This window comes from Sphingomonas sp. Sph1(2015), assembly GCF_001970915.1.
Lineage (GTDB): Bacteria > Pseudomonadota > Alphaproteobacteria > Sphingomonadales > Sphingomonadaceae > Sphingomonas > Sphingomonas parapaucimobilis.
This window is the reverse complement of the sequence record NZ_MQUI01000020.1, coordinates 52,650-64,904: the sequence shown is the minus strand read 5'-3', so window position 1 is coordinate 64,904 and position 12,255 is coordinate 52,650. Positions and strand designations below refer to the sequence as shown.

12 protein-coding genes are annotated in these 12,255 nt (G+C 66.4%); 7 read left to right on the top strand and 5 right to left on the bottom strand.

Going from position 1 to position 12,255, the window contains the following annotated elements; translation table 11 throughout:
• Positions 1–436 precede the first annotated feature (436 nt).
• The 3 genes from BSZ14_RS10230 to BSZ14_RS10220 are packed head-to-tail and all read left to right on the top strand — an operon-like array spanning position 437 to position 3,254.
• The gene (locus BSZ14_RS10230) at positions 437–1,453 is read left to right on the top strand and encodes a glycosyltransferase family 2 protein (RefSeq protein ID WP_076710833.1); all 1,017 of its coding nucleotides are present in this window, start codon (positions 437–439) and stop codon (positions 1,451–1,453) included.
• Positions 1,450–2,928 carry an oligosaccharide flippase family protein gene (locus tag BSZ14_RS10225; protein WP_076710832.1) on the top strand — a complete coding sequence of 493 codons (1,479 nt, stop codon included), beginning with the start codon at positions 1,450–1,452 and terminating at the stop codon, positions 2,926–2,928. The genes BSZ14_RS10230 and BSZ14_RS10225 overlap by 4 nt, the downstream gene beginning before the upstream one ends.
• A 47-nt stretch (positions 2,929–2,975) precedes the next feature.
• The gene (locus tag BSZ14_RS10220) at positions 2,976–3,254 is read left to right on the top strand and encodes a hypothetical protein (protein WP_042486556.1); all 279 of its coding nucleotides are present in this window, start codon (positions 2,976–2,978) and stop codon (positions 3,252–3,254) included.
• A gap of 63 nt (positions 3,255–3,317) precedes the next feature.
• On the opposite strand, the gene BSZ14_RS10215 is transcribed toward BSZ14_RS10220, so the two are convergent.
• From BSZ14_RS10215 to BSZ14_RS19645, 5 genes are all read right to left on the bottom strand, one after another.
• Entirely contained in the window at positions 3,318–4,172 is an 855-nt protein-coding gene (locus tag BSZ14_RS10215) for a DUF4167 domain-containing protein (RefSeq protein ID WP_076710831.1), read from the bottom strand.
• 285 nt (positions 4,173–4,457) lie between these two features.
• Positions 4,458–5,270: a peptide chain release factor N(5)-glutamine methyltransferase gene (gene prmC, locus BSZ14_RS10210; RefSeq protein WP_076710830.1), complete on the bottom strand. Its 813-nt coding sequence runs from the start codon at positions 5,268–5,270 to the stop codon at positions 4,458–4,460.
• 177 nt (positions 5,271–5,447) lie between these two features.
• Positions 5,448–6,521, bottom strand: coding sequence for a peptide chain release factor 1 (gene prfA, locus BSZ14_RS10205; protein WP_076710829.1), 1,074 nt, complete (start codon positions 6,519–6,521; stop codon positions 5,448–5,450).
• The gene (gene hisS, locus BSZ14_RS10200) at positions 6,518–7,840 is read right to left on the bottom strand and encodes a histidine--tRNA ligase (RefSeq protein WP_076710828.1); all 1,323 of its coding nucleotides are present in this window, start codon (positions 7,838–7,840) and stop codon (positions 6,518–6,520) included. The genes prfA and hisS overlap by 4 nt, the downstream gene beginning before the upstream one ends.
• A 48-nt stretch (positions 7,841–7,888) precedes the next feature.
• Positions 7,889–8,053, bottom strand: coding sequence for a hypothetical protein (locus BSZ14_RS19645; RefSeq protein ID WP_158069200.1), 165 nt, complete (start codon positions 8,051–8,053; stop codon positions 7,889–7,891).
• A gap of 254 nt (positions 8,054–8,307) precedes the next feature.
• On the opposite strand from BSZ14_RS19645, the gene BSZ14_RS20305 reads away from it, so the two are divergent.
• From BSZ14_RS20305 to ppa, 4 genes are all read left to right on the top strand, one after another.
• Positions 8,308–8,640, top strand: a complete 333-nt coding sequence (locus BSZ14_RS20305) for a DUF5991 domain-containing protein (RefSeq protein WP_445190542.1) — start codon at positions 8,308–8,310, stop codon at positions 8,638–8,640.
• Between the two features lie 103 nt (positions 8,641–8,743).
• Complete coding sequence (locus tag BSZ14_RS10195) at positions 8,744–9,406, top strand: DUF1345 domain-containing protein (RefSeq protein WP_076710827.1); 663 nt, start codon at positions 8,744–8,746, stop codon at positions 9,404–9,406.
• An 82-nt stretch (positions 9,407–9,488) separates the two neighbouring features.
• Positions 9,489–11,429 carry a M61 family metallopeptidase gene (locus tag BSZ14_RS10190; protein ID WP_042486575.1) on the top strand — a complete coding sequence of 647 codons (1,941 nt, stop codon included), beginning with the start codon at positions 9,489–9,491 and terminating at the stop codon, positions 11,427–11,429.
• 121 nt (positions 11,430–11,550) lie between these two features.
• Entirely contained in the window at positions 11,551–12,129 is a 579-nt protein-coding gene (gene ppa / locus BSZ14_RS10185; protein ID WP_042486578.1) for an inorganic diphosphatase, read from the top strand.
• Positions 12,130–12,255: the final 126 nt, after the last annotated feature.

Sequence of the window (12,255 nt, the reverse complement as noted above, 5' to 3'; positions counted from 1 at the left end):
TGTAACGAGACATACGAACCGGCTTAAAGCTTGTTAACGATCCCCGAGCACCTTGAATGCCCAGGACAACCGCCAAGCCGCCGCCCGCATGTCCCTTCATCTAACCTACAATGTCAAAGAGCCGACAACAAATACCGGCAACACCCCTTCACCCCGTTCCCAGGGCCTCAAGTGCGCCGATCTGTCGTAGCTGCACCGGTCAGTCGTTGCGACCACCGCTGCGGTGAAACCCCTCTAGGCGGACGCACTTTGGCGGTCAACACAAAAAGTGCCATTTTTCTGCAAAATTTCAAAAATCCTTTAGTTTTGGCGGTTTAAGCCTTTCGTCATGGTCGCCCCCTCGCGGAACCTTTGGCAGCTTCGTGATTCCGGCCTAGGCATGACGTGTGTGTAGGGCTTTCCTAGTGACCGCGTACCAGGAACGAGTGATACGAGCATGACGTCGCCCCGCATCACCGTCGCCCTGAGCGTCTATAATAACGCCAGGTATCTGGCGCAGGCTCTGGACAGTATCCTTGCGCAGACCTTTGCCGATTTCGAGCTGGTGATCGTCGATGACGGCTCGACGGACGGCTCCGCCGCCATCATCGACCGCTATGCGGCGACCGACCCGCGTATCCGGGTGATCCGCCAGGCCAATCAGGGACTGGTGGCCAGCCTGAATCACATCATCGCGGTGGCGCGTGGCCCCTATATCGCACGGATGGACGGCGATGACGTCGCCCTGCCCGAGCGGTTCGCGCGGCAGGTCGGCTTTCTCGATGCGAACCCGGATCATGGCGTCATCGGTACACAGATCTGGACGATCGACACGCGGGGCCATCACCGCAGCGCACAGCCGGTCGACCACCCTTTGTCCGCCGACGTCATTGCCGCCGCCCTGCCGACCGCATCGCCACTTTGCCATCCCTCCGTGATGATGCGTCGTGACGTGCTGGAAGCCGCAGGCGGCTATCGCCCCGCCTATCGCCATTGCGAGGATTATGACCTGTGGCTTCGGCTGGCCGAGCGGACGCGGATCGCCAATCTGCCCGATCGGCTGCATCTCTATCGCTATTCGCCATCGCAGGTGTCGCACCGGCATGTCCTGGCCCAGCGTTATGGCGTGGCGGTTGCGCGACTGGCCCGGGCGGCGCGCGCCGAGGGACGCCGCGACCCTTCCGACGACTGGACTGTCCTGCCCCCGATCGAGACGCTCGATACCGTCTTCGGGCGGCCGGACGTGGCGCGCGATGTCCGCGCGGAAGTGGTGCGCGGGCTCTTATACGCGCCCGACGTGATGGCGGGAGAAGGACTGACCTGGATCGCCGCGCATCTCGATGACGTGCGCCGGGCGGGTGGTGAACCCGTATCCGGGCTTTGGCGGGCCGTGGCGCGGTTGGCGCGTCACCATCAGCGGCTGGGCGCGATCCGCCTCGCCGGTCTGCTGACCCGGCATCAGATCCGGCGATGAGCGGTTCTTCGGTTCGCGGCGCGGCGCTCTGGTCGATCGGGGCGCAATATATCGCCTTTGCGATTCAGTTCGTGGTCAGCGTCGTCATATCGCGCTTCTTCCTCAGCCCGTCCGAGATGGGGCTTTATTCGATCGCCCTCTCCGCCGCGATGCTGGTATCCGCGCTGCAGGATTTCGGCATCCGCCGGTTCGTCGCGGGCGAGCGCGACCTGACCGAAGAGCAGCTGCGCACCTGTTTTTCGGTGTCGCTGATCTTCGCGCTGGGTATCGGCCTGGTCATCTTCGCGCTCGCCTGGCCGGTGGCGCGATTCTACGACAATGTCCGCCTGACGCCTTTGCTCGTCATCATCGCCGGGTCCTATCTGATCGTGCCCTTCGGCATCGTGCCGGGGGCGATGCTCCAGCGGCGGATGGACTATTATTCCATCTTCCTGACCAGCGTCGGCGCGGCGGTGGTCAATGCCGTGTTTTCGCTGGCGCTGGCCTGGGCGGGCTATTCCGCCTTTGCGCTGGCCTGGGCCTCGGTCGCGCAACAGGCGGCGCGCGCGATCATCGGCCAATGGCGATCCGGCATCCGGCCGCCCTTCCCGCCCAGCCTGAAAGGGATCGGCCCGATCCTGCGCTTCGGGTCGAACAGCTCGCTTCTCTATATCAGCGACGCGATCAGTTCGCGCAGCCCGGAACTGGTCATCGGCCGTATCCTGACCCTGACCGCAGTCGGCCTGTACAGCCGCGCCTCCAGCCTGGGCGCGCAGTTGCAGATGCTGGTCAGCGGCGCGGTGGACGGCGTCTTCTATCCGGCCTTCGCCCGCCTGCGCGACGCGGGGGCCGACCTGGCCGCCCCCTATCAGCGGGTGGTCGCAGCCTATAGCGGCGTGACCTGGCCCGCCATGACCTTCCTCGCCACCGCCGCGACGCCGATCGTGCTGATGCTCTACGGCCCGCGCTGGGCGGGCGTGGCGCCACTGCTGAGCTGGATCGCGCTGGGGCAGTTGTTCTTCGCCGCCGTGCCGCTGCATTTCGAGCTGCCTATCCTGCTGGGGCATATCCGTCGGCTGATCGTCGCCAATGCGCTGGATACGATCGCGTCAATCGGGCTGCTGATCCTGGGCGCGACGGTCAGCCTGGAATGGGCGGCGATCTCGCGCATCGGGTACGGGATCGTGTGGTTCATGCTCTACGCCACGCTGATGAAGCCACTGACCGGCTTTGCATGGCGCGGGATGCTGACCGTCTATGCGCAGAGCCTGCTCGCCACGCTGGCGACGGTCGCGCCATTGCTCGCCGTCTATCGCTGGGTCGCGCGCCCCGAGGCGGTCGGGTTCACGCTGCTGAGCATGAGCGCGGCAGCGGGCGTGCTGGCCTGGCTGGCGGTCGTCTATGCGGTGCGCCACCCGGTTCGGCGCGAGATCGATGCGATCGTGGGCGGCGTCTGGGCCAGGCTGCCGGTCGGGCGGTTCCGCCGGGCGGGATAAGGCTGGCCCGGCTTGTCGAGCAGCCCCCCGTTGCGCATAGTCGGCCCATGTCCCCGCCCCCACCCGGACTCGACGATCCCGAACAGGCGGCCTTTGCCTGGGCGCGGTTCCGCATGCTGATGGCGTGGATGACGGTCGCGGCCGCCGTCGCGGTCGGTGGTTCGTTGATGGCGCTGGCCGAAGTCTATGGCCCGCTCAACGGGGTGACGATGCTGGGGGTGATCGGCGGGATCGGCGGCATGGTGATGCTGACCGGCGCACTGATGGGGCTGGTCTTCCTCAGCTCGGGCACCGGGCATGACGAGGATGTCGACCGGCGGCCATAAAAAACCGGCCCCCGCAGATGGTGCGGAGGCCGGTTCCTTATCGATCGAAAGCGTGGGGGGCGATCAGCCCGCCGCCGCCTCCGGCTCCACCGGAGCCGCCGCGCGGACGCGACGACGGCGGGGCTTTTCCTCGGGCGCGGCTTCCGCCTCGGGCGCAGCGCTCAGCGCCGGGGGCAGACGATCGGCGTCGAAGCCGGTCTGCTCGCCCATGTCCTGCACCTCGGCGGGACGCTCGCGACGCGGACGACCGCGACGGCGGGGCGCCTCCTCCTCGGCCTGCGGAGCCGAAGCGACCTCAGGGGCCATGGCGGGCGCGGTCACGACCGGCTGCGCATCCTCGGCCATGACGGGCGGTTCGGCGCGCATCGGGCGGCGATCCTCGCGCGGCTCACGGCGCGGGCGATCGTCGCGGTCGCGACGGGGACGCTCTTCGCGCTGCTGATTGTCGCGGGCATAGGTTTCGCGCTGTTGATTGTCGCGGGGCTGATTCTCGCGCGGCTGGCGCTCGCGACGCGGCTGTTCGGCCTCGCCCTGCTGCTCGCCGGGACGGATGGGATCGCCCTCGTCGCCATAATCCTCGGCGTCGTTGTCGAAACCGTCGTCATACTGGTCGTCGCGCGATTCCTCGCGCTGGCGGCGCTGATTCTGCTCCTCGAAGCGCGAGCGGGTTTCGCTCAGCACCCGGAAATAGTGATCGGCGAACTGCCAGTAATATTCGGTGTTGACCCGGTCGCCCTGGCGCTGCGCCTCGGTCGCCAGATTCTTGTACTTCTCGTACAGCTGGCTGGCGTTGCCGCGCGCGCGGTTGTCGATGCGATTGCCATTGTCGGAACGGCCGGGATTGCCGCCCGGACGCTGCCCACCGTTATTGTTGCCGCCACGACCGCGACGGCGGCCGGCCTGCCGATTATTGATCAAGCTGTTCGTCCTTAGTCGTCAAACCAACAAGGTCCACTTTTTCCGACCCACTCTTCCCGACATCGCGCGCGGTTCGCGCGATGCGAAGCTGTCGCACCCGATTTCGGGCGCTGCCACGGCCGCCGGACAGCAGCGACTACATGACGAAGGGTATGGGCATCGGCCCGACATCCTGCGACCCCGAAAAACCGGTGAGAGTGCCAGATGTTCGCGTGCCCCTGTGCCCGCTCTAGCGGGTCGGACCTAGGTCCTTCAAGTGAAATATAGGGCATCACGCGCGATTGTTCAATGCGCCAGCAGGGCACGCGGTCGCCCGCCGAGATCGCGGTGCAGCGTCACCGCAAAGCCTTGATCCGCCAGCAAAGCCGTCACCGCCTCCGCCTGTTCATGCCCGATCTCGACCACCACCGCCCCGCCGGGGGCCAGCAGACGGCGCAGTTCGGGGGCGAGCAGGCGGTATTCGTCCAGCCCGTCCGGCCCGGCGAACAGCGCGGTGCCGGGCTCGTAATCGCGCACCTCGGGCGAGAGCGGTTCGACCGTTCCGATATAGGGCGGGTTGGTGACGATGCAGTCGAACGGCCCCGACAGCGCCGCCGCCCAGTCGCCGCAGACAAACCGCGCCCGGTCGGCGAGGCCGCAGGCCGCGGCGTTGGCGACGGCATATTGCAGGGCTTGCGGGGAACGGTCGACGCCCAGCCCCTTCGTCCCGCGCCACTCGTCGAGCAGGGCGAGCAGCAACGTGCCCGGCCCGGTGCCCAGATCGAGCAGGGTCGCGGGGGGACGCCCCCTGAAGTGCCGGAGTGCGGCGTCGACCAGCGTTTCGCTATCGACGCGCGGCACCAGCGCGCCGGGGCCGACCATCAGGTCCAGCGTCCAGAAGCCGCGCGTACCGGTGATATAGGCGACCGGCTCTTGGCGCGCGCGCCGCTCGACCAGCGGCCAGAAGCTGTCGGGGACACGGCGGGTCAGGTCGAGCAGCAGGGCGTTGCGCTCGATCCCCAGAGCATGGGCGAGCAGCAGTTCCGCGTCGAGCCGCGCGGTCGGGGAGAAGGTGAAGCGCTCAGCGGCTTGTGCGAGCGCGATGCGGGCGTCGGTCACGCCGCCGTCTTATCCCGGCGAATGCCGGAATTGGGAAGACATTGGTTCGCGCGGAGGCGCGGAGGCGCGGAGATGTCCGGCATGGGGCAACGCTTGGGCGTCACCAACCAGCGGAGAAGGAAGGCCTGCGGCGCAGTGGGCTGCCCCCCTCCGCGTCTCCGCGTCTCCGCACGAGCATCACCCATCGAGCGCCGCAAGCCGTTCGGCTTCATCCTCGGCCAGCAGCGCGCCGATCAGTTCGTCCAGCTCGCCCTCCAGGATCTCCGGCAGGCGGTGGAGGGTCAGGTTGATCCGGTGATCGGTCACGCGGCCCTGCGGAAAGTTGTACGTCCGAATCCGCTCCGAACGATCGCCCGAGCCGACTTGCGAACGCCGGGTCCCCGCACGCTCCGCCGCCAGCCGCTCGCGCTCGGCCTCGTACAGGCGGGTCCGCAACACCTTCATCGCCTTGGCGCGGTTCTTGTGCTGCGAGCGTTCGTCCTGCTGGATCACCACCAGCCCGGTCGGGATATGGGTGATGCGGATCGCCGAGTCGGTCGTGTTGACGTGCTGCCCGCCCGCGCCCGACGAGCGATAGATATCGATGCGCAGGTCCTTGTCGTCGATCTGGAGATCGACCTCCTCCGCCTCCGGCAGCACCGCGACGGTCGCCGCCGAGGTGTGGATACGGCCGCCCGATTCGGTGACCGGCACGCGCTGGACGCGGTGGACGCCGCTTTCGAACTTCAGCTTGGCGAACACACCCGCCCCCGCGACCGAGGCGACGACTTCCTTATAGCCGCCCGTGTCGGGCACCGAGGCGGAGATGACCTCGACCCGCCAGCCCTGCCGCTCGGCATAACGCTGGTACATGCGGAACAGGTCGCCCGCGAACAAAGCCGCCTCGTCGCCGCCGGTCCCGGCACGGATTTCCAGCATCGCCGCGCGCTCGTCGGCGGCGTCGCGCGGCAGCAACGCCAGCGCCAGATGGCGGTCCGCCGCCGCCAGCGCATTGCGGTTGGCGTGGAGTTCCTCCGCCGCCAGCTCGCGCAGCTCGTCGTCGCCATCCTGCGTCATGAACGCCAGGCTGTCGGCCTCCTGCCGCAGGCGACGCACCTCGGCCGCGGCATTGGCGACCGGCTCCAGCTCGGCATATTCCTTCGACACCGCGACGAAGCGGTCCGAGGGCAGGTCGCCGGTGGCCATCATCGCCTGCAATTCGTCGCGTCGCGCCTCGATCTGCGCGATGCGTTCGGCGGAAACGGTTTTCATGCGGTGGTCAGACGCTGCGCCAATGGAGGAAGCCGCTCGCCATGGTCCTCCGCGATCTCGTCCTCGAACAACAGGTCCGACAGGCTCTGCGCCACCGTGTCGAGCGGGACCTTCGCCTGCTCGCCGGTCGTCAGCGCCTTCACCTGCACTTGGCCGTTCGCGAGTTCGTCATCGCCCAGAATCAGCGCATAGCTGGCGCCCTGATCGTTCGCCTTGGCCATGCGGCGCTTCATATTGCCGCGAAACGCCATGTCGGTGGCGATGTCCATACGACGCAGTTCGGCGACGAGGCCGGTCGCCCGCAACTCCGCCGCCGCGCCCATCGGCACGACGACCGCGTCGATCACGGGTTTGGGCGGCTCGTCGAGCAGCATCGCCAGCCGCTCGACCCCGGCCGCCCAGCCCACGCCCGCCGTGGCGGGACCGCCCAGCGACTCGATCAGCCCGTCATAACGACCGCCCGCCAGCACCGTCCCCTGCGAGCCGAGCCGGTCGGTGACGAACTCGAACGCGGTGTGGCGATAATAATCGAGGCCGCGCACCAACCGCGCATTGCGCGTCCAGGCGACGCCCGCCGCGTCCAGCCCCGCCGTCACCGCCTCGAAGAACGCACGCGCCTCGGGCGTCAGATAGGCGTCGATATCGGGCGCGGCATCGGCGATCGGCCGGTCGCGCGGGTCCTTGGAGTCGAGGATGCGCAGCGGATTCTTCTCCAGCCGCACCAGGCTGTCCTCCGACAGCTGATCGCGATGCGCCTCGAAATGCGCGACCAGCGCGTCGCGCCACGCGTCGCGCGTCGCCGCATCGCCCAGCGTGTTGAGCTGGAGCGTCACGCCCTCGGATATGCCCAGTTCGCGCAGCAGCTGGTCGGCCATCACCAGCAGCTCGACATCCGCCGCCGGTTCGGGCGCACCGAGGATTTCGGCGTCGATCTGGTGGAACTGGCGATAGCGGCCCTTTTGCGGGCGCTCATAGCGGAACACCGCGCCCGAGGTGACGAGCTTCAAGGGCGCATATTGCTGCCACCCCTCGGTCAGGTACGCGCGCGCAATCCCGGCGGTGAATTCGGGCCGCAGGGTCAGCAGGTCGCCGCCGCGATCGGGGAAGGTGTACATCTCCTTCGACACGACATCGGTCGTTTCGCCGATCGAGCGGGCAAAGACCTGTGTGTCCTCGAACACCGGCAGGTCGAGCCGCTGAAAGGCGTAGAGGCCATGGACATGCTCGAAGGTGGCGAGCACCTGCGCAAAGCGGCGCTGTTCGTCGCCGAAGATGTCCTGCGTGCCGCGCACGCGCTTGGGGGTTTCGATCCGTGCCATAGAGGTGGCGCTATCTAAGGTAGCGAAGGCGTGTGCGCTAGAGTGCGATCACGGGCCTTGCGACAGCCAGTCGGCCAGCGCCAGTTCGGTCGTGGGTCGGGTTCGGCGCACATGCTTTGCCGCATGATCGCCAGCGAGAGCAACGATCATCGCGCGGTCGCCATGCGCGACACTCTCAACGGCGTTGGTAAATCCGTTCAACAGCGCCATCATAGAGTTTAAGCTCTACGGCTATCGATTGGGTGATCGAGGCGTGGCTGCCAGCTTGAAGCGAGTCCTTCTTCCCCTATCCTTGTCCGGCCTGTTGCCAACAGCCAAATGCGACAACGCTCACCCCAGCCCCGCCTATCGACCATAGAGTTGAAAGCGATCAGCATTGCACGGTTTTAGCCCCTCCCCTGAAGGGGAGGGGTGAGCAGAGTTGATCGTTTTCGACTCTAGATCCATCGCCGTGGAAAGGCCGCTATATCTATGAGTTCGCCGGCGGCGCGACAGCTGGAGGATCGCCGATCGTAGGCACCCATACCCTGACGCTCGACCGATCGACATGCCGTTTCCATGCGGAAGGTTTCCAGACGGACGAGGATATCGTCTGCACGCCCCGTCCTTCCGGCAACACACTGGATGTTCGCTTCAAGAGCTATGGCAACGGCCAGATCAATGACAAATATGGCAACGCCGTCCATAATGTCGGCGACTTCCTTTTCACCTTGTCGAAGCAGGGATCGAAGCTGATCACGCACTGGACGGGATATCCGCTCCCGGATGACCGCCCCCATAGGCCCGGCTTATTCGGCTGATCGGGTGAGCCCTTTTCGGATGCGCGACTTCGCCTCGTGCCTGGCCTCTTCCGGTTGACCCACCCATAGCCAAGCCGCCCCCGGCGGGCGTACACCGCGCTGCATGACCACCACCCGCTGGCAGCGCCTGCAAACCCGTATCGGTGACCGGATCGCACCACCGCGCTTCCTGGCCTTTGCGGCGGTCCTGATCGTGGCGAGTGCCCTGCTGTCGCCCGAGGTCGGGATGACGCGGGGTATCCTGGCCGGGTTCGATGGCGCGGCGCTTCTGTTCATCGGGTCGCTCGTGCCGCTGCTGCGACAGGGACAGGCGGCAAAGATGCGCCGCCGCGCCGCGCGCAACGACGCCAATCGTGCCGTCCTGCTCGTCTTTTGCGGCATCGTGCTGTTCGTCGTGCTGGTCGCGGTCGGCGGCGAGTTGCGCGGGCGGAGCAGCGTCGTGACCATCGCGCTGGTCGTCGGCACGCTGATCCTCGCCTGGCTGTTCTCCAACATCGTCTATGCGCTGCATTATGCGCATCTGTTCTACAGCGCCGGGGAGAAGGGGGATGCGGGCGGGCTGCAATTCCCCGACACGGCCGAGCCGGATTATTGGGATTTCCTGTATTTCTCGGTGACGCTGGGCATGACCTTCCAGACCAGCGACGTGTCGATCGCCTCGCGCCGGATGCGACGGGTGGTGACGGGCCAGTGCCTGGCGGCGTTCATCTTCAATCTCGGGGTGATCGCCTTCACGGTCAACGTGCTGGGCGGCGGCAGCGGATAAGGGGCCGCCAAAAGGGTCTGGACGACTGGCCTATCGGGTGCCTAACCTGCCGCCATCTCCTCGTCGCCGCAAAAGGCCCTTCATGATCCGCCATTCGCTTCGTTCCGTGTTCGTCGCCTCGCTGCTCGCCTCCTCTGCGGCCGCCCCGCTCTTCGTGGCAAACGCCCAGGTCCCGCCGGGCAACTCCGCGCCCGCCGCCGCCGCCCCCTTCGTCAACACCATCCCCGACGCGGTCGACACCCCCTATCCGGGCACGATCAAGCTGGTCGTCGATGCGACGGATACCCAGCGCGGCATCTTTCGCGTGAAGGAGACGATCCCCGTCGCCAAGGCGGGGCCGATGGCGCTGCTGTTCCCCAAATGGCTGCCCGGCGCGCACAATCCGCGCGGCGAGATCGAGAAGCTGGCAGGGCTGGTCATCAAGGCGAATGGCCGCATCCTGCCCTGGACGCGCGATACGGTCGACGTCTTCGCCTTCCATATCGACGTGCCCGCGGGTGCGAAGCAGCTCGACCTGGAGTTCCAGTTCCTGTCGGCGACCAAGCCGGACCAGGGCCGCATCGCCGTCACCCCGACGATGATCTCGCTCCAGCCCAATTCGGTCAGCCTCTATCCGGCCGGTTACTATACCCGCCAGATCCCGATCCAGATGACCGCGATCTTCCCCACGGGCTGGACGGCGGCGGGTGCGGTCCCGGCCAAGGCGTCGGGCTCGACCTACACCTATGACACGACCAATTACGAGATCCTGGTCGATTCGCCGGTGCTGGCGGGCAAGTACGGCAAGGTCTTCCCGCTCAGCCCGCAGGTGAACCTCAACGTCTTCGCCGACAATGCCGCCGAGCTGAACGCCAAGCCCGAGCAGATCGCCGCGCACCAGCGGCTGGTCGACCAGGCGGTGAAGGCCTTCGGCGCGCAGCATTACGATCATTACGAGTTCCTGCTGTCGATCAGCGACCAGCTGGGCGGGATCGGCCTGGAGCATCACCGCTCGTCCGAAAATGGCGTGACGCCGGGCTATTTCACCGACTGGGATTCGGGGCCGGGCCGCCGCAACCTGTTGCCGCACGAGTTCACGCACAGCTGGGACGGTAAGTTCCGGCGCGGCGCGGACCTGTGGACCCCCGATTTCCGCACGCCGATGCGCAACTCGCTGCTCTGGGTCTATGAGGGGCAGACGCAGTTCTGGGGCTATGTGCTCCAGGCGCGGTCGGGCCTGGTGTCGAAGCAGGACACGCTGGACCAATACGCCTCGATCCTGGCGATCTACGACACCGCGCCCGCGCGGCAGTGGCGCGATCTGCTCGACACCACCAACGACCCCATCATCTCGTCGCGCAAGCCCAAGGGCTGGACCAGCTGGCAGCGGTCGGAGGATTATTACAACGAGGGCCTGATGGTCTGGATGGAGGTCGATGCGATGCTCCGCCAGAAGTCGAACGGCACCAAGTCGATCGACGACTTCGCCAAGGCGTTCTTCGGCATCCGCAACGGCGACTGGGGCGAAGTGACCTACACCTTCGAGGATGTCGCCAACACGCTGAACGGCATCGTGCCCTATGACTGGGCCGGGTTCCTGCGCCAGCGCATCACCGAGACGGGCAAGCCCGCGCCGATCGAGGGCTTTGCCATGAACGGCTACAAGCTGGTCTATACCGACACGCCGACCCCGACCTTCAAGCAGGGCGAGAAGGGCAGCACCAACGTCACCTATTCGATCGGCCTGTCGGTGTCGAACAGCGGCGAGGTGACCAGTTCAATTTGGGACAGTCCGGCGTTCAAGGCAGGTATCGATGTCGGCACGCAGATTCAGGCGGTGAACGGCGAAAGCTATACCGGCGATCGGCTGAAGGCCGCGATCCTGGCCGCCAAGGACCCGAAAAAGCCGGTCAAGTTGGTGATAAAGAACCAGGATGTCTTCCGCGAGGTGACGATCGATTATACCGGCGGCCCGCGTTACCCGCATCTCCAGAAGGTCGGCACCGGTGAGACCGGGCTGGATCGCCTGCTGACCGCACGCTGACGCCTGCCCGGCGAAGGCTTCATCCTCGTCTATCGACATGCCATGGCGGGTTGCGCTATCGCGCCCGCCATTGTTTTTACACCGGAACTCTTCCGGTCCATTGGCAAGAAAGACCGATTCGATGCGCATCGACCTCATTCCCGTCGGCAAGAGCCCGCCCGATGACCTCAATGTCGTGATCGAGGTGCCGACCGGTGGCGAGCCCGTGAAGTACGAGTTCGACAAGGCCTCCGGCGCGCTGTTCGTCGACCGCATCCTGCACACGCCGATGCGCTATCCGGCGAATTACGGCTTCGTGCCGCATACCCTGTCGCCCGATGGCGATCCGCTCGACGCGCTGGTCGTGTCGCGCTCGCCCTTCATCCCGGGCTGCGTCGTGCGTGCCCGCCCGATCGCCGTCCTGAACCTGGAAGACGAAGCCGGCGGCGACGAGAAGCTGGTCTGCGTGCCGGTCGACTCGACCTTCCCCTATTATTCGAATGTCGGCGGCCGCGACGACCTGCCCGAGATCGTGTTCCAGCAGATCGAGCACTTCTTCACCCATTACAAGGACCTGGAGAAGAAGAAGTGGGTGCGCATCGGCACCTGGGGCGACCGCGACGAAGCGCGCCGCATCGTCACCGAGGCGATCGAGCGCTACGAGAACGCCAAGGCCAAGGGCGAAGAGCCGCACGACCACGACGTGCCCGGCCGCGAATAAGCCTTTACCGATTTCGGTTTAAGAAACGCCCCGGCGCCCAGCGCACCGGGGCGTTTTTTTGTGGCCTTTCCTGGCTGGAGGCTCCCCCTCTTCTTCTCCCCTCCCGCAGGCGGGAGGGGTCGGGGG